This window comes from Actinoallomurus iriomotensis (assembly GCF_030269445.1).
Lineage (GTDB): Bacteria > Actinomycetota > Actinomycetes > Streptosporangiales > Streptosporangiaceae > Actinoallomurus > Actinoallomurus iriomotensis.
In genome coordinates, this window is record NZ_BSTJ01000001.1 from 218,139 (window position 1) to 239,748 (window position 21,610).

Consider the following 21,610-nt stretch of genomic DNA (forward strand, 5'->3'; position numbering starts at 1 on the left):
GGGCCATCAGGGGGTGACGGCTCGCCGCCCCTCACCACGAACGCGTGGGCTCGCAGGCCTCAACCCCGGGGCGTGACGGGCGCGTCCAGGTCGAGTGAGGCCCCGGTCAGGGGCCTTCGTGGCGGCGGCGCCAGCGCTCCTCCATCCGTTCCATGAAGCTCGACTTCGGCCCGCGGGACGGCTTGGGCGATCGTTTCCGGGGGTCGGGCTCGGCGCCGATGCCGGTCATGCGCTTCCAGCTCGTCAGGCCCCAGGCGCAGCAGAAGACCATGAGGAGGAAGCCGGCGACGCTGATCACGATGCTGATCGGCATCGTGTTCAGGATCGGCCCCGCCATCACCACGATCAGGCCGAGGACGAAGCCGATCGCGGCCTTCCAGATCCTGCGCTTGTAGTGGACCTTCGGATCGGTCGAGCGGACCGCGGAAACGAACTTCGGGTCCTCGGCATACAGCGCACGCTCGATCTGGTCGAGCTGGCGCTGCTCGTGGTCAGAGAGCGGCACGGCGCCTCCCAAGGACAGCCCCGCGAAGGGTATACCCACGCCGGACGGAGACATGGCTATCGGTGATATGCCCAGAATACGAGCCGCAACGACCGTGGGAAAGAAAACGCTCCCGCGTGTACGCGCCGATCGCCGAGTCAATCAGCATGTTCACCGCACGTGGTCGCATTGGCCACACCGTCCTCACTTGTCACGAGGCGACTCCTTACCGTAGTACGCCCTGCGCTCGCCGTCCGGGCGCACCAGCGCGGCGGGGCGTACGGCTCCGGTGCCGAACCGACGGGCCGCGAGGTCCATGACCTGCTCGGCCTCGCGCCAGCCCGTCTCCGGCTCGTCCAGTGTGAGCTGGCGGGTGGCGTCATCGGCGGCAATGAGATTTTCGACACGTACTCCGACGAGCCGCAGCGGAATGTGCTCCAACCCGGACGCCTCGTACAGCGCGCACGCCGTGGCGTAGATCTCACGCGCCAGGTCGGTCGGCTCGTGCAGGGTGCGGGCGCGGCTGATCGTGGTGAAGTCGGCCCGGCGGAGCTTGACCGCGACCGTACGGCCGACGTGGCCGGCGCCGCGCAGGCGCGCCCCCACCCGGTCGGACAGGCGCAGCAGCTCGCGCCGGATGGTCTCGGGGTCGGCGATGTCGACGTCGAAGGTCTCCTCCGCGCCGATGCTCTTGTCCTTGGCCGCGGAGACGACGGAGCGTTCGTCCCGGCCCCACGCGAGGTGGTGCAGGTGCTCCCCGGCCGCCTCTCCGACCTCGCGCCGGAGGGTGTCGAGCGGGGTCGCGGCCAGGTCGCCGACCGTGTGCAGGCCCAGGCGCAGCAGGATCTGCTCGGTACGCTCGCCCACGCCCCACAGCGCGGCGACGGGAAGCGGGTGCAGGAACTCCACGACGCCGTCGGCGGGCACGACGAGCAGGCCGTCGGGCTTGCACCGCGTCGAGGCCAGCTTGGCGACGAACTTGGTGCTCGCGACGCCGACCGAGCAGGTGATGCCCTGCTGCTCGGCGACCTGCCGGCGGATCAGCCGCCCGATCTCGGCGGGCCGGCCGAGGCGGCGGAGCGCGCCGGTGACGTCGAGGAACGCCTCGTCGAGGGCGAGCGGCTCGACCAGCGGCGTGATGGAGCGGAAGATCTCCATGACTCCCGCCGAGACCGCGGCGTACTTGTCGTGCCGGGGCGGCAGGACGACCGCCTGCGGGCACAGCCGCCGGGCCCGGCTCATCGGCATCGCCGAGTGCACGCCGTACTTGCGCGCCTCGTACGACGCGGCGGCCACGACGCCGCGCCCGCCGGCGCCGCCGACGACCACGGGACGGCCGCGGAGCTCGGGGCGTTCGAGCAGCTCGACGCTCACGAAGAAGGCGTCCATGTCGACGTGCAGGATGCCGCAGCCGGTGTCGTCGCCCGGCGGCCCGGCCGGCGGCCCCGGCCGGTGCAGCTGCTGCTTGCGGCTCACCTCGGTGTCCGACCGCGCACGGGAACCACGGGGTGGCCCGTCACCGTCGCCGGGCGAGGGCGTGGAGCTGGGTGGCCACGTCCTTCAGCACCGGATGCATCGCGACCGCCCGCTCCAGGGCGAGGAGGTCTTCGGCCGCGCCGCGCTCGCCGTCGATCAGGCCGCTCGGCACCAGGTCGGTGAAGACGCGGACGCCGTGCACCTCGCCGACGCCCAGGCCGGAGCCCGCGATGAGCTCGGCCAGCATGCCGGAGGTGAACCTCCGGGGCATCGGGTCGTGCTCGCCCCACCGGCCCTGCGCGCTGGACAACAGCCGCCGCGCGTCGTCGAACCGGCCCGCGAGCGCCCGGTGCAGCACGGCGGCGACCTGGTTGGCCGCCAACACGCTCACCGCGCCTCCGGGGCGTACGGTGCGGGCGATGGAGGCCATCGCCGCGGCCGGGTCGTCGACGTATTCGAGCACGCTGTGGCACAGCACGAGGTCGGCGCTGTCGGGACCGACCGTCTCCAGCAGCCCGTCGGCGTCGCCCTGCAGCGCGCGGACCCGCACGCCCGCCTCGGCGGCGCGGCGCTCCAGCCCGGCGAGGGCGTCGGGGCTGGAGTCGACGACGGTGACGTGGTGGCCCAGCTCGGCGAGCGGCACGGCCAGCCCGCCGGTGCCTCCCCCGGCGTCGAGCACGTCGAGGGCGGTCCGGCCGGACGCCTTGGCGCTGTCGTCGAGGACCTCGCGCAGAATCTCCCAGACGACGCCGCGCGCCGGACGCGTCCGCGGACGCTCGTTCACCGTGCCTCCCACCATGCCGGGCGGCACGGACGGACCCCAGGTGCACGGGCGCCTGCGCGGACGGTGGCCCCCAGCCTCTTTCGCCTCACAACGCCCAGCTTAAACGCCTACAACGACAATGACGGCTTGAGTTCGAGCAGGCGCGACAGCAGTCCGTTGACGAATCGGGGCGACTCGTCGGTGGACAGCTCGGTGGCCAGGGCCACCGCCTCGCTGATCGCCACGCCGTCGGGCACCTCGTCGTTCCAGAGCAGCTCGAAGGCGCCCAGCCGCAGGATGTTGCGGTCGACCATCGGCATGCGGTCGAGGGTCCAGCCGACGGAGTACGTCGCGATCAGCTCGTCGATGCGCTCACGGTGCTGGGCCACGCCCTCGACCAGGCGTCCGAGGAACGCCTGTTCGGCGAGCGGCTGGCTCGCGTCGGCGGCGCGCCGGGCGAGCACGTCGGCCGGCGGATCGCCGCGGACCTCGGCCTCGTACAGGATCTCCAGCGCTCGCCTGCGGGCCTTGCTGCGTGCGGCCACGGTCAGCCGCGGCCCAGGTAGTCGCCCGACCGGGTGTCGACCTTGATCTTCTCGCCGGTCGTGATGAACAGCGGGACCTGGATGACCGCGCCGGTCTCGACCGTGGCCGGCTTGGTGCCGCCGGTGGAGCGGTCGCCCTGCAGGCCCGGCTCGGTCTCGGTCACCTCGAGGACGACCGCGGCGGGCAGCTCGATGTAGAGCGGCGTGTCGTTGTTGAACGCGATCACGGCGTTCTGCTCGGGCAGCAGGTAGTCGGCCGCGTCACCCACGGTGGCGCCGGGGATGTGCGGCTGGTCGTAGGTCTCGGTGTCCATGAAGACGAAGTCCTCGCCCTCGCGGTAGAGGTACTGCATCTCCCGCTTGTCGACGTTGGCCACGTCGACCTTCGTCCCGGCGTTGAAGGTCTTGTCGACGACCTTCCCGGAAAGGACGTTCTTGAGCTTGGTGCGGACGAACGCGCCGCCCTTGCCTGGCTTGACGTGCTGGAACTCCGTGACGGTCCACAGCTGGCCGTCGAGATTCAGCGTCATGCCGTTCTTGAGGTCGTTCGTCGTCGCCACGTGCGATGTTCTCCTGCGTCGGCGGCCTGCCGCGTCTAGATGACGAGCAGTTCCTTGGTCGTCTTGGTGAGCAGCTCCGCGCCGTCCGTACGGACGACCAGAGTGTCTTCGATGCGCACTCCGCCGCGCCCCGCGAGGTAGACGCCGGGCTCGACGGTGATCGGAACTCGATCCGTCAGTTTACCGGTCTTGTCGTACCCGAGGAGCGGTGCCTCGTGGATCTCCAGTCCGACACCGTGCCCGAGGCCGTGCGGGAAGTCGTCGGCGTGCCCGGCGGCGTCGATGACGTCGCGCGACGCGGCGTCGACGTCCTTGGTGGCGGCCTCCGGGACCGCGGCCTCGACGCCCGCGCGTTGCGCGGCCGCGACCAGGTCGTAGATATCCCGCAGCGCGCCCGCGGCGGATCCGATGGCGACGGTGCGCGTCATGTCGGCGTGGTAGCCGCCGTACAGCGCACCGAAGTCCATGGTGACGAAGTCGCCGGACTCGATCACGCGGGCGCCGGGCACGTGGTGCGGGATCGCGCCGTTCGGCCCGCTCGCCACGATGGAGGCGAATGCGGGCCGCTCCGCGCCGAGGTCGACCATCGACCGCTCCAGCGCGACGGCGATCTCCCGCTCGGTGCGGCCGGGCCGGATGAACGGCAGCACCGCGTCGAACGCGCGGTCGGTGATCGCGCAGGCCTCGCGCAGCAGCGCGATCTCGTCCTCGTCCTTGATCTGGCGCAGCTCCTCGACGGCGCGGCCCAGCGGAACCAGCTCGACGCCCTCGAGCTTCGCGGCGAGCTCGCGGTGCGCCTCCACGGTCACGTCGTGCGCCTCGAAGGCGAGCCGCCCGGACGCGCGTGAGCCCAGCGCGCCGGCGGTGTCGCGGTCGACGACGCACTCCAGCTCCGGGCACACGCGCGCCGCGGTACCCGCGTAGCGCCCGTCGGTGCCGAGCACCGCGGTGCCGTCGGCGCCCACAAGGAGAGCGGCGTTGGAGCTGGCCAGACCGGACAGGTAACGGACGTTGACCAGCCGGGTGACCAGGGCGAAGTCGGCTCCCTGGTCGGCCACGAGCGCGGCCAGGCGCGCGCGGCGTGTCTCATGGATCCCGGGCATGCCCCGACTGTACGCGCCGGCGCGCCCGGCGGCACACCGGGCCGGGCGGTCGCTCAGACGGAGGCCGCCAGGTCACGCACCTTCTCGATCAGTTTGACGCGCTCCGCGTGGTCGCCGGCGATCGGCGTGACGTTGAGCGTCGTGACGCCCGACTCCTTCAGCGCCACGAGCCGGTCGCGCACGAAGCCCTCGGTGCCGATCAGCGAGGTCTTCTGCAGCAGCTCGTACGGGACCTTCTCGGCGGCCTCCTGCTTCTTGCCGTCGAGATAGAGGTCCTGGATCTCCTCGGCCTCCCGCTCGTAGCCGTAGCGGCAGGCGAGGTCGTTGTAGAAGTTGCGGCCCTTGGCGCCCATGCCGCCGATGTAGAGGGCGGCCATGGGGCGGCCGAAGTCGAGGTAGCCCTCGACGTCGTCGCCGATCGCCAGGGGCGCCTGCGCGACGACGTCCAGCTCGCCGAGCGCGGGGTCGCGCTTGGCCTTGCCCTTGGCCAGGGCCTCGCCCCACACGCGGTCCGCCTTCTCCGGGACGTAGAAGATCGGCTCCCAGCCCTCGGCCAGCTCGGCGGTCATCTCGACGTTCTTGGGGCCGAGCGACGCGATGATGATCGGGATGCGCTCGCGCACGGGATGGTTGATCAGCTTCAGTGGCTTGCCGAGGCCGGTGCCCTGATCGGCGGGGAGCGGCAGCTTGTAGTACCGGCCGTCGTAGGACAGGCGCTCGCGGCGCCACACCGCGCGGCAGATCTCGATGATCTCCCGGGTGCGGCCGACGGGCGCGTGGTACGGCACGCCGTGCCAGCCCTCGATGACCTGCGGGCCCGACGCGCCGATGCCCAGCACGAACCGGCCGTCGGAGACGTAGTCCAGGCCGGCGGCGGTCATCGCGGTCAGGGTCGGGGTACGCGAGTAGATCTGGAGGATGCCCGAGGCGATCTGCAGCCGCTCCGTACGCGCGGCGATGAAGCCGAGCTGGCTCACGGCGTCGTAGCTGTACGCCTCCGGCACGAACACGATGTCGAGCCCGGCCTTCTCGTAGTCGGCGAGCTCATCGACGGTCTCCCTGAAGCCCCCCGCGTAGTTGAGGGACATCCCGATACGCATGCCGCGGCACCTCTCAGCCGTTCCGTCCAAAAACCGAATCAGGTTCAGTAATAGCGTAGTCAGGCCGGCCTGAACACCATGCAGGTGCTCGTGCCGTGGGCGACCAGGCGGCCCTCCTCGTCCGTGACGCGCCCCTCGGTGGTGGCGATCCGGCCGCCCAGGTGGATCGTGGTGCCCTCGCAGCGGAGCCCGACGCCGTCGAGCCGTACGGGACGCACGAAGTTCACCTTCAACTCCAGCGTCGTGTAACCCGCGCCGTCGGGCAGCGAGGTGTGCACGGCGCAGCCCATCGCCGAGTCGAGCAGGGTGCTGCACACGCCGCCGTGCAGCGTGCCCAGCGGGTTGCCGAAGTCGGGCCGGGTCCGCAGCGTGAACACCACCCGCCCGGGTTCGAGCGTCTCGACCGTCATGCCGAGCAGCGACCCGATGCCCGTCACCCGCCCGTCCAGCAACGCCTTCAGCTGATCAAGTCCGGTCGGCACGGCATCCTCCTCTATGACGGTCGGCATAGTGAGGCTCTTCTATGATGGACGTCATAGTCAAGGTGGTGAACGTCTCATGGCCTCCGACTCCCGGGAGCGGATGGTGCGCAGCGCGGCCTACCTGCTGCGCGAACACGGCTACAGCGGCACGGCGTTCAGCGACGTCATCGCGCACAGCGGGGCGCCGCGCGGCTCGATTTACCACCACTTCCCCGGCGGCAAGGAGCAGCTCGCCGAGGAGGCCGTACGGTACGCGGGCGACTTCGTGGCCGCCGGCGTCCGCGCCGCCACCCGCGACGACGACCCGGTGGCGGCGGTCCGGGCGTTCAGCGGCTGGTGGCGTCGCGTACTGGTGGACAGCGACTTCCGCGCGGGCTGCCCGATCGTCGCGGTGATCACGGAGTCGCGGCTCGCCGACGCCGCGGCGGCGGCGTTCCGGCGCTGGCAGGACGCGCTGGCGGCCGGCCTGGTCTCCGCGGGGGCGACGCCCGAACGCGCCGCGCGGGTCGCGACGCTGGTCATCGCCTCGGCCGAGGGCGCGACCCTGCTGTGCCGGGCGCGCCGTTCGCTGGAGCCGTTCGACGACGTGGTGGCGGAACTGGAGGACCTCATCGCCTCGGCGTGCGAGAAGGGGTGAGAGCGGGGCGGGCCCCTGAGATCATGCGCGCATGACGCCCGACGAGTTGCTCACCACCACTCGCACCGTACGCCGGCGGCTCGACCTGACCCGCCCGGTCCCGCCCGAGCTGATCCGCGAATGCCTGGAGATCGCGCTGCAGGCGCCGAGCGGCGGCAACAAACAGGGCTGGCACTGGATCGTCGTCACCGACCCGGACCAGCGCGCGGCGATCGGCCGGGTGTTCACGCGGGCCGCGCGGGAGTACCTGGCGTCGGACCACGCGGCGCCCCGGCTGTTCGCCGACGACCCGGAGCGCGCGCCGGTCCAGCGCCGCATCGGTGAGGGCGTCGCGTACCTCGCCGAGCACATCGCGGAGGTGCCGGTGCTGGTCATCCCCTGCCTGCGCGTCACCACCGTGCCGAGCGGCGGGCAGGCCGGGCTGTGGGCCTCACTGCACCCGGCGACGTGGAGCTACATGCTGGCCGCCCGCGCCCGAGGGCTCGGGACCGCGTGGACGGCGCTGCATCTCGCGTACGAGCGGGAGGTCGCCGGGCTGCTCGGGCTGCCGGACGACATCCGCCAGGGCTCGCTGATCCCGACGGCCTACTACACCGGGGAGACGTTCCGCCCGGCGCGGCGACAGCCGCTGGAGGAGGTTCTGCACCTCGACCGCTGGTGACCCTCGCTCAGCCCACCGTCAGGGCCGGGCCGTCGTGCGCCGCCTCCCGGGCCGAGGTGGCTAGGACGCCGACTCGGCGAGGAGCTCGGCGACGGCCTGGAGGGCGAGGACGTACGAGAAGGTGCCGAAGCCGGCGATGGTGCCCGACGCCACGCCCGCGACGACCGAGGTGTGGCGGAACTCCTCGCGGGCCGCCGGGTTGGAGATGTGCACCTCGATCAGCGGCGCCGTGCGCTGCGCGATGGCGTCGCGTACGGCGTAGGAGTAGTGCGTGAAGGCGGCCGGGTTCAGCACGACCGGGATGTGCCCGTCGGCGGCCTCGTGCAGCCAGCCGATCAGCTCCGCCTCGTCGTCGGTCTGGCGCACCTCGGCGTGCAGGCCCAGGCGGCGCGCCGTGTCGCGGCACAGGCCGGCCAGGTCGTCGAAGGTCGCGGCGCCGTACACGTCCGGCTCACGGCTGCCCAGCCGGCCGAGGTTGGGACCGTTCAGGACCAGCACCTCTGCCATGGGGTTCATCGGGCCACCCGTTCGTAGGCGGACCTCAGCAGGTCCTCGTCCGGATTCTCCAGGCGGCCCGGGACGGCCAGGTCGTCCAGCACGACGAACCGGAGCCGGGCGCCGCGCGCCTTCTTGTCGACGCGCATCGTCTCGCGCAGCTCCGCCCAGGCCTCGACCGCGTACGACGTCGGCAGGCCCACCGCGGTGAGGATCTCCCGGTGACGCTTGACGACGTCGGCGTCCAACCGCCCGGCCAGGCAGGCCAGCTCGGCGGCGTACACCATGCCGATCGCGACCGCGTCGCCGTGCCGGAAGTGGTACCCCTCGACCTTCTCGATCGCGTGGCCGAGCGTGTGGCCGTAGTTGAGGATCTCCCGGAGACCGCTCTCCCTCAGGTCCTCCGACACGACCCGCGCCTTGATCGCGATGGCGCGCTCGATCAGTTCGAGCGTGTGCGGCCCGTCCGGACGGCCCGCCGCCTCCGGGTCCTCCTCGATCAGCTCCAGGATGCGGGGATCGGCGATGAACCCGGCCTTGATCACCTCGGCGAGGCCGGCGACGTAGTCCTCGCGCGGCATGGTCACGAGCGTGGCCAGGTCGCACAGGACGCCGGCGGGCGGATGGAAGGCCCCGACGAGGTTCTTGCCCTCGGGGATGTCGATCGCGGTCTTGCCGCCGACGGCCGCGTCGACCATGCCGAGGAGCGTGGTCGGCACCAGCACGGCGCGTACGCCGCGCAGCCAGGTCGCGGCGGCGAACCCGGCGAGGTCCGTCGTGGCCCCTCCGCCGACGCCGACGATCGCGTCCGACCGGGTCATGCCCAGGCCGGCGAACGCGGACCACAGCCCGGCCAGCACGTTGACGTCCTTGCCCGCCTCGCCGTCGGGCACCGGCAGCGGGCGCGCGTCGTACCCGGCGGCGGTGAGCGCGTGGCAGACCGGCCGCGCGATCTCCGGCAGCCCCTCGGCGTGCACGACGGCGACGGTCCCGGCCTCGCCGAGCAGCGAGGGCAGCTCGCCGAGCACCCCGGTGCCGATCACCACGTCGTAGGGGGCGTCGCCGCCGACCCGGACACGGCTCATGAAAGCCCCTTGACGATCTCGTCGACGATGTCGTCGGGCTCGCGCTCGTCCGTGGCGACCCGGATCGTGGCGAGACCCTCGTAGATCGGCCGGCGCTCCTCCATCAGCTTGCGGAACTGGCTGCGCGGGTTGAGCACGAGGAGCGGGCGCGCCGAGGCGAGGCCGACCCGCTTGACCGCGTCCGACAGCCCGACCTCCAGGTAGACGACCGGCACCTCCGCCAGGTCGGCCTGGGTGCCGGGGTCGAGGACGGAGCCGCCGCCGAGGGCGAGCACCCCGTCGTGCGCGGTGAGCGCCTCCTGAACCGCCGCGCGTTCGAGTGCACGGAAGCGCTCCTCGCCGTCGTCGACGAAGATCTCCCCGATCGGCTTGCCGGCCACGGCCTCGACGTCGTGGTCGGTGTCGCGGAAGTCGACTCCGAGCCGCTCCGCGAGGAGGCGTCCGACCGTGGTCTTGCCCGACCCGGGCGGGCCGATGACGACGGCCTTGGGTTTCATTTGATCACCAGTGAGGATAGGTAGCCCTGCAGGTTCCTGGCGGTCTCCTCGACGGAGTCGCCGCCGAACTTCTCGACCGCGGCCTCGGCGATGACCAGGGCCACCATCGCCTCGGCCACCACGCCCGCGGCCGGGACGGCGGTGACGTCGCTGCGCTGGTTGATGGCCTTGGCCGGCTCGCCGGACAGCACGTCGATCGTGGACAGTGCGCGCGGCACCGTGGAGATGGGCTTCATGGCGGCGCGGACCCGCAGGGTCTCCCCGGTCGTCATGCCGCCCTCGACGCCGCCGGCGCGGTTGGTGACCCGCCGGATCTCCCCGTCGCGCACGATCTCGTCGTGTGCCTCCGAGCCCCGCCGCGCGGCGGGGCGGAAGCCGTCGCCGACCTCGACGCCCTTGATCGCCTGGATGCCCATGAGGGCCGCGGCGAGACGCGAGTCGAGGCGCCGGTCCCAGTGGACGTGGCTGCCCAGGCCCGGCGGCAGGCCGTGCACGACGACCTCGACCACGCCGCCGAGCGTGTCGCCGTCCTTCTTGACCTGCTCGATGTGCGCCACGATCGCGGCGCTGGTGTCCGGGTCGAGGCAGCGGACCGGGTCGGCGTCGACGCGCTCGAGGTCGCCGGGCTCGGGGACCACGCCCTCGGGGACGCTCACCTCACCGAGCGCGACCACGTGGCTGAGGATCTCCACGCCGAGCGCCTGACGGCAGAAGGCGCGCGCGACCTCGCCGATCGCCACCCGGGCGGCCGTCTCGCGGGCGCTGGCGCGTTCGAGGATCGGCCGGGCGTCGTCGAAGCCGTACTTCTGCATGCCGACGAGGTCGGCGTGGCCCGGGCGGGGCCGCGACAGCGGCGCGTTGCGCGCCTGCTCGGCGAGCACGTCGGGGTCGACCGGGTCGGCCGCCATCACCGTCTCCCACTTGGGCCACTCGGTGTTGCCCACGCGGATCGCGATCGGGCCGCCGAGCGTACGGCCGTGGCGGATGCCGCCGATGATCTCGACTTCGTCCTGCTCGAACTTCATGCGGGCGCCGCGTCCGTAGCCCAGGCGCCGGCGGCGCAGTGCCTCGGCGATGTCGGCCGAGGTCACGGCCACACCGGAGGGCAGCCCTTCGAGGATCGCGGCGAGGGCCGGGCCATGCGACTCCCCCGCGGTCAGCCAGCGCAACATGCGGTAAATACTTTCATGTACGAGCGGCGCCTCACGCAGCCGTCCCAGCATCCGGACCCGGGCGGCCGTCGGGAACCGGGTGCCGGGGTCCCGACGGCAGCCGCGTTCGGGGTCGTGACCGGCCGCGCGTCGTCGTCACAGCGGATTCCGGATGCTCAGGCCGGAGAACCGGCTGAAGTCACGATCCACGGTCCACAGCTCCCGCACTCCGTGCGCGGCGCACAGAGCGGCGATCCTTCCGTCGTGTACGAGCGGTCCGGCGATCTTGCCCTCCATGAGCATCGACCGGAGTGCGTCCCAATAGCCGGTCCCCTCGCCGAGCGTCACCAGCGACGGCGAGGCGAGCCACGCCTCGATCTGGTCGATCGCCTGCTCGGCGGTGCTGGGAGGGACGTAGATACGCGGATGCGTGACGACGGAGAAGAACTCATGCACGCATGGCCACGGGATCGCCCACGGAGCGCGCCCTTCGGCCAGTTCCCGCACGCGGGACGCGGCAGCGAGATGAAACGCACTGTCTCGCCGATGCGCGTAAACCAGAACGTTGGTGTCGACAGCGATCACAGACGTTCCCCGTACGCCATCGCTCGAAGCTCTTCCCACGAAGCGCCGCGCGCCTCCGGGCGAAGGCCCTCTCCGTCCACGGCCGCGTCCGGGAGAGTCCATCGGCCGCCGCGCGCCCGCCGTTCGAGAACCGCTCTCAGGCCCTCTTCGATCAGCGATCTCAGCGTGGCGCCCTCCTGACTCGCGATCCGGCGCGCCTCCTGCAGGAGCCCATCGGAGATCTCCACTGTGGTCTTCATATGGCCGACCATACCCATGGACCCATATTCCCATACGCCACTACTCGGCGTCGCCGCTTCAACGCTGAAAGTGATGGGTCAGGCGATCTCCCGCCAGTCGAGAACGCCGGCGACGAGGTCGCGGACGGCGGCGAGGAGGCCGAGCCGGTTCGCGCGCAGGGCCGGCTCCTCGGCCATGACCAGCACCTTGTCGAAGTAGTCGTCGATGGGCTCGACCAGCGCCTCGGCCACGTTGGCGAACTCCGGCAGCGGCAGCGGGCCGCCGCGCAGCTTGTCCGCGGCGCCCGCGAGGGCGGTGGCCAGCGCCCGCTCCGCGTCGTCCTCGAACAGCGCGGGCTCATAGGACGCGGGCGTGTCCGGCGGCACGATCCGCAGCACCCGCTGGAGCGCGACGGTCAACCGGGCGAACTCCTCCGACTCCAGCAGCCCCTCCAGGTCGGCGGCGTCACGTGCGGCGCGCGCGGGTGTGGCGGCGTGCGGCAGGACGGCGCGCACCACGTGCACCGGGCGGCCGGCCTCCAGGAGCGCCTGCTCCAGCCGGCGCGCGGTCAGCCGCTCCGCCTCACGCACCGCCTCCGGGCTCACCTCCACCGGCTGGCAGGCGGCCGCGACCGCCAGGCCCTCGTCCACCCGGATGCCGGCCAGGCGGTCGTGCGCCCGCAGGATCGCCGTGAGGCCGAGCGCCGCCCGGCGCAGGCCGTACGGGTCGGAGCTGCCGGTCGGCTCGGCGCCGACGCCGAACAGGCCGGCGAGCAGGTCGAGCCGGTCGGCGACGGCGAGCAGCGCCCCCGGCAGCGAGACGGGGAGCGCGTCGCCGGACGAGCGGGGCAGCTCCATCTCCACGAGCGCCTCCGCGACCGGCTCCGGCTCGCCGGCGCGGCGGGCGTACTCCCCCGCCATCGTCCCGGCGAGGCTGGACAGCTCGATCACCATGTGCGAGGCGAGGTCGAACTTGGCGAGGCGCGCCGCGCGTTCGAGCGTCGCCCGCTCGTCATCGTCCAGGCCGGCGCGGTCGGCGAGGGTCAGCGCGATCGAGCGGATGCGGCCGGCGCGGTCGGCCATCGACCCGAGGCGCTCCTCGAAGGTCAGCGCGGCCAGGCCCGTCGTCATCTCCTCCGGCGGCGTGCGCAGGTCGGCCGCGAAGAAGAACGCGGCGTCCTCGAACCGGGCCCGCAGGACCGCCTCGTTGCCCGCGCGCACCACGCCGAGGTCGCAGGCGCCGTTCGCGACCGTGACGAAGTGCGGCAGGAGACGGCCGGCGGCGCTGACCGGCAGGTACCGCTGGTGCTTGCGCATGACCGTGGTGAGCACCTCGGCGGGCAGCTCGAGGTAGCGCTCGTCGAAGGAGCCGAGGAGGGCCACCGGCTCCTCCACGAGGTTCACGACCTCGGGCAGGACGGTCTCGTCGGGCATTCCGCCCGCCGTGGCGGCGAGCTCGGCCGCGGCCTCGGCGATCCGCCGCAGGCGGACCCCGGCGTCCGGCTCGATGCCGTGCGCGCGCAGCGTGTCCAGGAACCGGCCCGCCTCCGCCACCTCGACGACGGGCTCGTCTGCGGTGCGGTGCACGCGGGTCGAACGGCCGCTGTCCAGCGTCGACACCGTGAACGGCACGACGTGGGAGCCGAGCAGCGCGGCGATCCAGCGGATCGGGCGGCTGTAGGACAGGCCGGGCGCGTTCCAGCGCATGTTCCGGTCGGCGCGCAGCGCGGTGACGACGCCGGGCAGGACCTCGGCGAGCACCTCCGCGGCCGGCCGGCCCGCGACCGTGCGGACGAGGCCGACGTACTCCCCGCCGTTCACGGTGATCTCGCGCAGGTCGGCGACGTCGGCGCCCTGGCCGCGGACGAACCCGAGCGCGGCCTTGGTGGGCGCGCCGTCGGCGTCGTAGGCCGCCGACCGGCGCGGGCCGCGTACGGTCCGCTCGACGTCGTCCTCGCGCGGCTGGACGTCGTCCACGACGGCGACGACGCGGCGCGGCGCGGACATCACCCGGACCTCGCCGTGGCGCAGCCGGGTGCCGGCCAGGAGTTCGGTGAGGCTGTCGCGCACGGCACCGGCGACGCGCTCGGTCTCGGTGGCGGGCAGCTCCTCGAAGCCGATCTCGAACGCCAGCGCCGACGGCTCGCCGATCTCGGGGAAGGCGTCCGCGCGGCGCTCGGGCACCGGGCGGGTGGCGGCGTCGCCGAGCGGGTGGCCGAGCTCCTCGCGGCGCTCGGCCCACAGCCGCGCGACGTCGTGGGCGAGGGAGCGCATACGGGCGAACGCGCTGGCGCGCTCGGTGGTGCCGACGGCTCCGCGCGCGTCGAGCACGTTGAAGGCCTGCGAGCACTTGAGCACGTACGTGTGGGCGGGCACCGGCAGGCGCGCCTCGATCATGCGCCGCGCCTCGGTCTCGTACGCGGCGAACAGCCCCCGGTTGGCCTCGACGTCGGCGTCGTCGAGGTAGTAGCGGCTCATCTCGTACTCGGCCTGCCCGAACGCCTCGCCGTAGGACAGGCCGGGCGCGTACGCGATGTCCTTGAAGTGCCCGACGCCCTGGAGCGCCATGATGATGCGCTCCATGCCGTAGGTGATCTCGACCGAGACCGGGTCGAGGGCCATGCCGCCGGACTGCTGGAAGTAGGTGAACTGGGTGATCTCCAGGCCGTCGAGCCAGACCTCCCAGCCGAGCCCCCACGCGCCGAGCGCCGGGGAGGCCCAGTTGTCCTCGACGAACCGCACGTCGTGGGCGCGCAGGTCGATGCCGATGGCCTCCAGGCTGCCGAGGTAGCGCTCCTGCGCGTCACCGGGCTCGGGCTTGAGGATCACCTGGTACTGCGTGTGCGTCTGGAGCCGGTTGGGGTTGTCGCCGTACCGCGAGTCGTCCGGACGGACGCTGGGCTCGACGTAGCCGACCCTCCAGGGCTCAGGCCCGAGGACCCGCAGCGCGGTGGCGGGGTTGAGCGTGCCGGCGCCGACCTCGGTGTTCATCGGCTGGATGATGGCGCATCCCTGCCCGGTCCAGTATTCGGTGAGGCGGATCAGGGCGTCCTGCATCGTCAGCGTCGTCGGCATGTCCCGAGCCTAACGAGACACGGCGCCCCCCTGCGCGCCCGCCGCCCGGCGCGCCGGAGAACCGGAAGCCGGGCGGCGGGGCCGAGCGTCAGGAGAAGACCACGCCGAGTTCGAGGCCTCCGGCGATGCGGCCGCTCAGGCGTTCGGACAGGCGGTCGGCGGCCGCGCGCAGCACCACCTGCTCGTCGGCGTCCTGGGCGAGACGCAGCCGGATCGCCAGGTCGCTCTGCGTCCCGGGCCGTACCTGGATGCCGGTGATCCCCGGCAGCCCGCCGGCGGCCTCCTGGACGGCGGCCAGGACGTCCGGGTCCTCGTGCGGGGCGGTGATCGTGCCGCCCTCGGCGAGGACGCGCAGCCTCGGGCCCTCGATGGCGTACGGCACCGGGCCCGCCACGTCGATGACCACGGCGTCGGCGCCCTCGTCGAGGGCGGCCTGGCACGCCTGGGCGATGCGCACCGCGACGGGGCGCGCGTCCGCCTTCCAGCGGGCGAGGCTCTCGGCCGAGGTGAAGGCCAGCACGCCGCGCCGTCCGTCGTCGCCGACGAGCGTCGGCAGCGCCATCTCGCTCTCCTTCTCACGGCGCAGTCCGTCCACCGTCTCATCCTCGGTCAGGACGGCGACCACGGGGACGAACAGGCGTGATCCGGCGAGGGCGGCGAGGACGGCGTGCTCTCCGTGCCCACCGGAGTAGGCGCGCAGCGCCGCCTCCAGCTTGGCGGGTGCCATGCCGTCATCGTCGGGGAATTCGGGCTGAGGAATGGTTCTTTCGGACACGACAGACCAGCGTATAGGCCTATGGATCCGGTCGCTCCGGCCTGGCGCGGATGGCCGGTGCGAGGACCGGTGTGAGGGCCGTCCCACGAGCACCGCGCACGGGGCGACGGCCTGGCGGGACGGCCCCGGATCAGCCGAGGTCGGCGATCGCCGCGACCGGGCCTCCGCCCGAGGGGCCCTGGTGGACGGCGGCCACCGAGACGAACGCGGCCGGGTCGCCCGTCACCGACGCGGTGACACCGCCGACGCACGCCTTGATCTGGCGGTGCCAGTGCACGTCGGAGTCGTCGAGCATGATGTTGCGGCGGCCGCGCACCGACCCGCTCGGGTCCGCCTCGCACTTGAGGAACACGTTGACGAGCCGGCCGTCCAGGTCGTCGTGGTGGGGGCGTTCGGGCAGGTCGATGCCTGATGAGCGGATCGCGGCCCAGATGCCGTCGGCGTCCAGGGCGTCCCGCATCACGCTGTGGCCGATGCGGTAGCGGCCGCCGATGCCCCGGACGTTGCCGACCACGACGATCTGGGCCCGGTCGAGCTCCACTCCGGAGGAGCAGGAGGCGACCGAGGAGTACAGCGACAGGTCCTTGTGTATTTGCTCCGACTCCGGCATCTCGATCTCCCCGAGGGCGACGGCGATGCCGAGCGCGGTCGTGGAGTTGGAGATGTCCATGGACTTCAGGGTGTCCTCGGTGACGACGTCGTGGCCGCGCCGCTTGGCGTCGTTGATCGTGTCGAGGGTGAGCAGGGGCGTCTTGGTCTGCACGTAGTGGACGTCGGCGGCGTCCTGGATGCCGGCCGCCTTCATGGCGTCGCGCACGCCGCCGGCGACCTTCTCCACCATGGCGGGGCGCCCGATGTCCTCGGGCAGGATCACCTCGCTCATGGCGACGCCGACGGAGACGCGGGGCTCGTCGGTCGCCGGCGCCGAGGACGGGTCGACGGTCGCGAAGATCGTCGCGTGCGGGCTGAGCACCCCGTCCGTACCGCCGGACCACACGAGCGGCACCTGGGCGACCTCCTCCGGCGTACGCGTGCCCCGGGCGACGAGCACCTCGCGGAACGCCCGGTCGGCGAGGATGCGCGTGTAGTCGTTGACGCCGCCGTTGCCCTCGGTCTTGCCGATCACGGCGAGGACGCGATCGGCCTCGATCACACCGTCGTCGATCAGCCGGGCCAGCCCCGACGCGTCCGTGACGCTCTCGATGGCGACCTTGCGTACCTCAATCGGGTCCGGCATGTCCTCACCCTTCACAACTCGATGACTGTTCCGGCCTTGCCGTCCGCGGCGTCGCCGATGTGCTCCAGCGAAGTGATCGCCGCCCGTTTCCCGCCCGTCTCGACAAAGCGCACCGCCGCCTCGACCTTCGGGCCCATGCTGCCCCCGGCGAACTCCCCCTCCGCCGCGTACGCCCGCAGCCGGGCGGGCGTCGTACGCCGGATGGGCCGCTGGTCCGGGGTGCCGTACCCGGTCATGGCGTACTCGACGTTCGTGGCGATGACCATGGTCGTGGCGGAGACGTGGCGGGCCAGCAACTGTGCGGCGAGGTCCTTGTCGATGACCGCCTCGACCCCGCGGAAGCCGCCGTCGGCGCGTACCACCGGGACGCCGCCGCCCCCGGCCGCCACGACGATGAACCCGGCCGCGAGCAGGGCGTCCACGGCGGGCGCGTCGATGATCTCCTGGGGTTCCGGCGAGGCGACGACCCGGCGCCAGCCCCGGTCGCCGAACGACCGCCAGACCTCGCCGTGCGCGCGGCCCCGCTCGGCCTCGTGGGCGGAGAAGTAACGGCCGACCGGCTTGGCCGGGGCGTCGAAGCCCGGATCGGCGGCGTCCACCAGGGTGCGGGTCGCCACGACGGCCACCGGCCGGTTCGCGCCGCGCGCGGCCAGGGCGCGGTCCAGCGCGTTGAGCAGGAGGACGCCGATGGTCGCCTGGGTCTGCGCGCCGCACCAGTCGAGGGGCACGGGCGGCACCACGTGGGCGGCCAGCTGGTTCTTGATCAGCAGGTTGCCGACCTGGGGCCCGTTGCCGTGGGTCAGCACGACCTGCGCGCCCCCGGCGACCAGGTCCGCGACCGGCCCGACGGCCGCCTCCACGGCGCACAGTTGGGCGTCCGGCGTGGCGTCGCCGTCCGGTCCCGTCATCGCGTTGCCGCCGAGGGCGATGACGACGCGCTCGCCGTTCGCGGTGGTCACGAAGGCGAACCTAGTCTCTGACCTGTGGTGTGCTCATGGGCAGAGTATGCCCAGCGAGCGCGCCTCCTTTGTCAGGTGTGAGCGTACGGGGCCGCTCCCCCGGTGTTCAGGGGGCCACGCGGGGAAGGCGCGCGGCGGCGTCGTCGATGACCTCGTCGCGCTTGCAGAAGGCGAACCGGACGTACGGGTCGCCGGCGCCGGAGTCGTAGAACACCTGGCTGGGGATCGCGACGATGCCGGCCCGCTCGTGCAGCACCCGGCAGAACTCCAGCCCTTCGGTGAAGCCGAGCGGGCGGATGTCGGCCTGGACGAAGTACGTGCCCTGGGTGTACAGCGGGGTCAGCCCGGCCGCCTGGATGCCGGCGGTGAGCCGGTCGCGCTTGGACTGCAGGGCGGTCCGCTGCGCCTCGACCCACTCCAGCTCGGCGCCCAGCCCGTACGCGACCGCCCGCTGGTACGGGGCGCTGCAGGTGAAGGTCAGGTGCTGCTTGACGGTCTGCACGGCGCGGACGAACCGCGGCGGCGCGGTGATCCAGCCGGTCTTCCAGCCGGTGACCGAGAACGTCTTGCCGGCCGAGGAGATCGCCACCGTGCGGTCGCGCATGCCGGGCAGCGTGGCGATCGGCACGTGCTCGGAACCGTCGAAGGTCAGGTACTCGTACACCTCGTCGGTGACGGCCACGAGGTCGTGCTCGCGGCACAGGTCCGCGATGATCTCCAGTTCCGCGCGGGAGAACACGGTGCCGGTCGGGTTGTGCGGGGAGTTGAGCAGGATCAGCCGGGTGCGCGGGGTGACGGCGGCGCGCAGCTCGGCGGGGTCGAAGGTGAACCGGTCGCCGTCGGGCCGCAGCGTGACCGGACGGCGCACGGCTCCGGCCAGCGCGATGATCGCGGCGTAGGAGTCGTAGTACGGCTCGAACACGACGACCTCGTCGCCGGTCTCGCAGAGGGTCAGGAGCGTCGAGGCGATGGCCTCGGTCGCGCCAACGGTGACGAGCACCTCGTCCGCGGGGTCGTAGGTCAGGCCGTAACGGCCGGACCGCTGGGCGGCGACGGCCTCCCTGAGCTCGGGCACGCCGGGGCCGGGCGGGTACTGGTTCGCGCCGCCGCGGATCGCCTCGACGGCGGTCTCCAGCAGCTTGGCCGGACCGTCGGTGTCGGGGAACCCCTGGCCGAGGTTGACCGCTCCGGTACGGACCGCCAGGGCGGTCATCTCGGCGAACACGGTGGTGCCGAAGCCCCGCATCCGGGCGACCAGCGGATCGATGTTGACCGTCACGCGGCTCAGGGTAACAACGCGGACAGGACGACCCCACGGGCGCTACGCCCGGTCTGTGCCACAGTGGAGCGACCAGTGAGCAGGAGCGAGCCCGACGTAGCGAGTGGAGTGGCCGGGCGAGGGACGAGTCCGGCCGCGGAGCGAGTGAGGAGGGCGAGCGACCAGTGAGCACCGAGCCGGCGCGCGGCGCCGATTCTCCTCCAGGAAAGGAGTCCGCGATGCGAGTGGCGCTGTGCCAGATCACGATCGGCGACGACCCGAAGGAGAACCTCGAACGCGCCCGCGAGGCCCTGGCCTCCGCGGCGGACGCGGACCTGGCGATCCTCCCGGAGGCGGCGCTGGTCCGCTTCGGCGGCGACCTGGCCTCGATCGCCGAGCCGCTCGACGGCCCGTGGGTGACGGGCCTGGCCGAGGCGGCGCGTGAGCACGGCACCGCGGTGATCGCGGGCGTGTTCGAGCCGGCGTCACCGGGCCGGGTGTACAACACCGCGGTGGCCCTCGACGCGTCCGGCGAGCTCGTGGGCTCCTACCGCAAGATCCATCTGTTCGACGCCTTCCACGACCGCGAGTCGGAGTTCGTCGATCCCGGCGACGCGCCGGTGGTGGTGGAGCTGTGCGGTACGCGGATCGGCCTGATCACCTGCTACGACGTGCGCTTCCCCGAGCTGGCGCGGGCGCTGGTGGACGCGGGCGCGGAGATGTTCGCGGTGATCGCGGCCTGGGCGCAGGGACCGTTCAAGGAGGAGCACTGGGTGACGATGGTCCGCGCCCGCGCGATCGAGAACACCACGTGGGTCGCGGCCGTGGGCAAGGCCCCGGACCGTAACGCCCCGCCGCGGGGGCGTCCGGGCGGCGTGGGCCGGAGCATGCTGGTGGACCCGATGGGCGTGGTCCAGGCGGACCTGGGCCCGTCCCCGTCCGTACGGCTCGCCGAGATCGACCTGAGCGTCACCGACCAGGTACGGAAGGTGCTCCCGTCTCTGTCCCACCGGCGTCCCGACCTGCTGGGCTGAGGGAGGTCCTCGTCCGGCCGCCGGCGACGTAGACGACGGCGCCCACCACCAGCCAGGCGGCGGCGACGAGCTTGGCCGGCGTGGTCGCCGAGACCATGATCCAGATCGACACCGCGGCGCCGAGGGCCGGGACCACCAGGTGCGGGATCCACCGGCGGCTGCCCCGGCGGATGACGTAGTAGCCGACCACCGAGACGTGCAGGAGGGTGAAGGCGGCCAGGGCGCCCATGTTGACGATCGACACGAGCACGTCCAGACCGTCCGCGCGGCGGGCCGCCCACACCGACACGACCAGGCTGACCGCGGCCGTGGTCAGCAGGGCGGCGCGCGGCACCCGCGAGCGGGGGTCCACCGACGCCAGCGCCTTCGGCAGGCCGCGGTCGCGCGCCATGCCGTACAGCAGGCGGGACGCCGCGGCCACGGCCGCCATCGCCGTGAACGCCGGGCCGACGCCCTTGACCACGGCGAAGGCCCGCTGCATCCACACGCCGACCGCCGTCCGGGTCATCGTGTAGAACGCGGTGCCCTGCTCGGCCGGCGCCTGGGCGAGGTGGTGCGGGCTCACCGGCATGAGCAGCCCGGCGAGGTAGGTCTGCACGACGAACAGCAGACCGGCGACGCCCAGGCAGAACAGCACCGCCCGCCCGACCTGGCGCTCGTCGCCGGTGTTCTCCTCGGCGAACGAGGCGATCGCGTCGAAGCCGAGGAAGGACAGCACCGCCACCGAGACCGCGCCCATCACCGCGGCCGTGGTCGTGCCGCCGACGCCGAGGGCGGGTGAGGTCCACGGCCGGGCGGGACCGTCCATGATCAGCACCACGATCGCCGCGACGACGAACACCGCCAGCAGCACGATCTCGACCACGAGCACCACGAAGCCCACCCGTGCGGCCAGTCGCACGCCGAAGAGGTTAAGCAGCGTGGTCGAGACGAACGCGAGCGCGGTGAACACCCAGGCCGGAACCGAGGGCACCAGCGAGTGCAGCGCGATGCCGCAGAACAGGTAGCCGACCGCGGGGATCAGCAGGTAGTCCAGCATCGCCAGCCAGCCGGCCGCGAACCCGGCGGGCCGCCCGATGCCGATGCCCGCGTAGGCGTACACCGATCCGGCCTGCGGCACCTTCCGTGACATCTGGGCGTACGACACCGCGGTGAACGCCATCGCGAGCGTCGCCACCAGGTAGACGAGGGCGACGGAACCGTGGCTTCTGGCGTCGAGGACGCCGAAGACGCCCACCGGCGCGAGCGGCCCGATGAACAGCAGCCCGTAGACGATCAGGTCACGCGACGACAGGCTGCGGCGGAGCACCTGCGGCTCCATCCAAATCCCCCGATCCGAGACAAAAGCGCAGGTCAGGAATCTACCTGCTCCCTCAGAGTGTGGACGTCATCGGTGGACCGGCTGCGGTGTGGAGGCGGGACCGGCGGGT

Annotated in this window: 23 protein-coding genes; 3 read left to right on the forward strand and 20 right to left on the reverse strand. The window is 72.6% G+C overall.

Annotated features, from left to right (window positions below; translation table 11 throughout):
* Nucleotides 1-106: 106 nt before the first annotated feature.
* The 8 genes from QSK37_RS01020 to QSK37_RS01055 all read right to left on the reverse strand — a co-directional run bounded on the left by QSK37_RS01020 (nucleotide 107) and on the right by QSK37_RS01055 (nucleotide 6,513).
* On the reverse strand, nucleotides 107-505 hold the full coding sequence (locus tag QSK37_RS01020; RefSeq protein ID WP_285567190.1) for an SCO2097 family morphological protein: 399 nt from the start codon (nucleotides 503-505) through the stop codon (nucleotides 107-109).
* 183 nt (nucleotides 506-688) lie between these two features.
* Nucleotides 689-1,960 (reverse strand): DNA polymerase IV, encoded by a 1,272-nt coding sequence (locus QSK37_RS01025; protein WP_285616870.1) that lies wholly within the window; start codon nucleotides 1,958-1,960, stop codon nucleotides 689-691.
* Between the two features lie 40 nt (nucleotides 1,961-2,000).
* The gene (locus tag QSK37_RS01030) at nucleotides 2,001-2,759 is read right to left on the reverse strand and encodes a methyltransferase domain-containing protein (protein ID WP_432705541.1); all 759 of its coding nucleotides are present in this window, start codon (nucleotides 2,757-2,759) and stop codon (nucleotides 2,001-2,003) included.
* 92 nt (nucleotides 2,760-2,851) lie between these two features.
* Nucleotides 2,852-3,268, reverse strand: a complete 417-nt coding sequence (nusB, locus tag QSK37_RS01035; RefSeq protein ID WP_285616872.1) for a transcription antitermination factor NusB — start codon at nucleotides 3,266-3,268, stop codon at nucleotides 2,852-2,854.
* Between the two features lie 2 nt (nucleotides 3,269-3,270).
* The gene (gene efp / locus QSK37_RS01040; RefSeq protein WP_285566569.1) at nucleotides 3,271-3,828 is read right to left on the reverse strand and encodes an elongation factor P; all 558 of its coding nucleotides are present in this window, start codon (nucleotides 3,826-3,828) and stop codon (nucleotides 3,271-3,273) included.
* Between the two features lie 35 nt (nucleotides 3,829-3,863).
* Nucleotides 3,864-4,931 carry a M24 family metallopeptidase gene (locus QSK37_RS01045; RefSeq protein ID WP_285616873.1) on the reverse strand — a complete coding sequence of 356 codons (1,068 nt, stop codon included), beginning with the start codon at nucleotides 4,929-4,931 and terminating at the stop codon, nucleotides 3,864-3,866.
* A 53-nt stretch (nucleotides 4,932-4,984) separates the two neighbouring features.
* Nucleotides 4,985-6,031 carry an LLM class F420-dependent oxidoreductase gene (locus QSK37_RS01050; protein ID WP_285566573.1) on the reverse strand — a complete coding sequence of 349 codons (1,047 nt, stop codon included), beginning with the start codon at nucleotides 6,029-6,031 and terminating at the stop codon, nucleotides 4,985-4,987.
* 59 nt (nucleotides 6,032-6,090) lie between these two features.
* Nucleotides 6,091-6,513 (reverse strand): PaaI family thioesterase, encoded by a 423-nt coding sequence (locus tag QSK37_RS01055; RefSeq protein WP_285616874.1) that lies wholly within the window; start codon nucleotides 6,511-6,513, stop codon nucleotides 6,091-6,093.
* A 76-nt stretch (nucleotides 6,514-6,589) separates the two neighbouring features.
* Between QSK37_RS01055 and QSK37_RS01060 the strand changes: the two genes are divergently transcribed.
* Together QSK37_RS01060 and QSK37_RS01065 are read left to right on the forward strand one after the other, a co-directional pair.
* Nucleotides 6,590-7,150 (forward strand): TetR/AcrR family transcriptional regulator, encoded by a 561-nt coding sequence (locus tag QSK37_RS01060; RefSeq protein ID WP_285616876.1) that lies wholly within the window; start codon nucleotides 6,590-6,592, stop codon nucleotides 7,148-7,150.
* Between the two features lie 31 nt (nucleotides 7,151-7,181).
* Nucleotides 7,182-7,811, forward strand: a complete 630-nt coding sequence (locus QSK37_RS01065; protein ID WP_285616878.1) for a nitroreductase family protein — start codon at nucleotides 7,182-7,184, stop codon at nucleotides 7,809-7,811.
* A 60-nt stretch (nucleotides 7,812-7,871) separates the two neighbouring features.
* Here QSK37_RS01065 and aroQ read toward each other — a convergent pair whose 3' ends face one another.
* From aroQ to QSK37_RS01120, 11 genes are all read right to left on the reverse strand, one after another.
* Complete coding sequence (aroQ, locus tag QSK37_RS01070) at nucleotides 7,872-8,318, reverse strand: type II 3-dehydroquinate dehydratase (RefSeq protein ID WP_285567191.1); 447 nt, start codon at nucleotides 8,316-8,318, stop codon at nucleotides 7,872-7,874.
* Between the two features lie 5 nt (nucleotides 8,319-8,323).
* Complete coding sequence (aroB, locus tag QSK37_RS01075) at nucleotides 8,324-9,391, reverse strand: 3-dehydroquinate synthase (protein WP_285616880.1); 1,068 nt, start codon at nucleotides 9,389-9,391, stop codon at nucleotides 8,324-8,326.
* On the reverse strand, nucleotides 9,388-9,888 hold the full coding sequence (locus QSK37_RS01080; protein ID WP_285616882.1) for a shikimate kinase: 501 nt from the start codon (nucleotides 9,886-9,888) through the stop codon (nucleotides 9,388-9,390). The genes aroB and QSK37_RS01080 overlap by 4 nt, the downstream gene beginning before the upstream one ends.
* On the reverse strand, nucleotides 9,885-11,060 hold the full coding sequence (aroC, locus tag QSK37_RS01085) for a chorismate synthase (RefSeq protein WP_285616883.1): 1,176 nt from the start codon (nucleotides 11,058-11,060) through the stop codon (nucleotides 9,885-9,887). The genes QSK37_RS01080 and aroC overlap by 4 nt, the downstream gene beginning before the upstream one ends.
* 135 nt (nucleotides 11,061-11,195) lie before the next feature.
* Nucleotides 11,196-11,726 (reverse strand): TA system VapC family ribonuclease toxin, encoded by a 531-nt coding sequence (locus QSK37_RS01090; protein ID WP_285616884.1) that lies wholly within the window; start codon nucleotides 11,724-11,726, stop codon nucleotides 11,196-11,198.
* The gene (locus tag QSK37_RS01095) at nucleotides 11,621-11,863 is read right to left on the reverse strand and encodes a type II toxin-antitoxin system VapB family antitoxin (protein ID WP_285616885.1); all 243 of its coding nucleotides are present in this window, start codon (nucleotides 11,861-11,863) and stop codon (nucleotides 11,621-11,623) included. The genes QSK37_RS01090 and QSK37_RS01095 overlap by 106 nt, the downstream gene beginning before the upstream one ends.
* 78 nt (nucleotides 11,864-11,941) lie before the next feature.
* On the reverse strand, nucleotides 11,942-14,917 hold the full coding sequence (locus QSK37_RS01100; RefSeq protein WP_285616886.1) for a glycine--tRNA ligase: 2,976 nt from the start codon (nucleotides 14,915-14,917) through the stop codon (nucleotides 11,942-11,944).
* An 88-nt stretch (nucleotides 14,918-15,005) separates the two neighbouring features.
* Entirely contained in the window at nucleotides 15,006-15,644 is a 639-nt protein-coding gene (locus tag QSK37_RS01105; protein ID WP_285616887.1) for an SseB family protein, read from the reverse strand.
* Nucleotides 15,645-15,822: 178 nt separating this feature from the next.
* A complete protein-coding gene (gene bar, locus QSK37_RS01110; RefSeq protein ID WP_285616888.1) occupies nucleotides 15,823-16,929 on the reverse strand; it encodes a barbiturase in 1,107 nt (368 codons plus the stop codon).
* 11 nt (nucleotides 16,930-16,940) lie between these two features.
* The gene (locus tag QSK37_RS01115; RefSeq protein ID WP_285616890.1) at nucleotides 16,941-17,888 is read right to left on the reverse strand and encodes a carbamate kinase; all 948 of its coding nucleotides are present in this window, start codon (nucleotides 17,886-17,888) and stop codon (nucleotides 16,941-16,943) included.
* A gap of 106 nt (nucleotides 17,889-17,994) precedes the next feature.
* Nucleotides 17,995-19,167: a pyridoxal phosphate-dependent aminotransferase gene (locus QSK37_RS01120; protein WP_432705513.1), complete on the reverse strand. Its 1,173-nt coding sequence runs from the start codon at nucleotides 19,165-19,167 to the stop codon at nucleotides 17,995-17,997.
* A 218-nt stretch (nucleotides 19,168-19,385) separates the two neighbouring features.
* Here QSK37_RS01120 and QSK37_RS01125 point away from each other — a divergent pair, with 218 nt between their 5' ends.
* Nucleotides 19,386-20,180 (forward strand): carbon-nitrogen hydrolase family protein, encoded by a 795-nt coding sequence (locus tag QSK37_RS01125; RefSeq protein WP_285616891.1) that lies wholly within the window; start codon nucleotides 19,386-19,388, stop codon nucleotides 20,178-20,180.
* Here QSK37_RS01125 and QSK37_RS01130 read toward each other — a convergent pair.
* Nucleotides 20,116-21,489, reverse strand: a complete 1,374-nt coding sequence (locus QSK37_RS01130; protein ID WP_285616892.1) for an APC family permease — start codon at nucleotides 21,487-21,489, stop codon at nucleotides 20,116-20,118. The genes QSK37_RS01125 and QSK37_RS01130 overlap by 65 nt on opposite strands.
* Nucleotides 21,490-21,610: the final 121 nt, after the last annotated feature.

Excerpts from the sequence above, each read along its gene's own strand:
- QSK37_RS01100 (WP_285616886.1), bottom strand. The coding sequence starts at position 14,917 with ATGCCGACGACGCTGACGATGCAGGACGCCCTGATCCGCCTCACCGAA.
- QSK37_RS01090 (WP_285616884.1), bottom strand. The coding sequence starts at position 11,726 with ATGGACTCTCCCGGACGCGGCCGTGGACGGAGAGGGCCTTCGCCCGGA.
- QSK37_RS01080 (WP_285616882.1), bottom strand. The coding sequence starts at position 9,888 with ATGAAACCCAAGGCCGTCGTCATCGGCCCGCCCGGGTCGGGCAAGACC.
- QSK37_RS01060 (WP_285616876.1), top strand. The coding sequence starts at position 6,590 with ATGGCCTCCGACTCCCGGGAGCGGATGGTGCGCAGCGCGGCCTACCTG.
- aroQ (WP_285567191.1), bottom strand. The coding sequence starts at position 8,318 with ATGGCAGAGGTGCTGGTCCTGAACGGTCCCAACCTCGGCCGGCTGGGC.
- QSK37_RS01065 (WP_285616878.1), top strand. The coding sequence starts at position 7,182 with ATGACGCCCGACGAGTTGCTCACCACCACTCGCACCGTACGCCGGCGG.
- aroC (WP_285616883.1), bottom strand. The coding sequence starts at position 11,060 with ATGTTGCGCTGGCTGACCGCGGGGGAGTCGCATGGCCCGGCCCTCGCC.
- QSK37_RS01030 (WP_432705541.1), bottom strand. The coding sequence starts at position 2,759 with ATGGTGGGAGGCACGGTGAACGAGCGTCCGCGGACGCGTCCGGCGCGC.
- QSK37_RS01050 (WP_285566573.1), bottom strand. The coding sequence starts at position 6,031 with ATGCGTATCGGGATGTCCCTCAACTACGCGGGGGGCTTCAGGGAGACC.
- aroB (WP_285616880.1), bottom strand. The coding sequence starts at position 9,391 with ATGAGCCGTGTCCGGGTCGGCGGCGACGCCCCCTACGACGTGGTGATC.
- QSK37_RS01095 (WP_285616885.1), bottom strand. The coding sequence starts at position 11,863 with ATGAAGACCACAGTGGAGATCTCCGATGGGCTCCTGCAGGAGGCGCGC.
- bar (WP_285616888.1), bottom strand. The coding sequence starts at position 16,929 with ATGCCGGACCCGATTGAGGTACGCAAGGTCGCCATCGAGAGCGTCACG.
- QSK37_RS01125 (WP_285616891.1), top strand. The coding sequence starts at position 19,386 with ATGCGAGTGGCGCTGTGCCAGATCACGATCGGCGACGACCCGAAGGAG.
- QSK37_RS01045 (WP_285616873.1), bottom strand. The coding sequence starts at position 4,931 with ATGCCCGGGATCCATGAGACACGCCGCGCGCGCCTGGCCGCGCTCGTG.
- QSK37_RS01105 (WP_285616887.1), bottom strand. The coding sequence starts at position 15,644 with ATGGCACCCGCCAAGCTGGAGGCGGCGCTGCGCGCCTACTCCGGTGGG.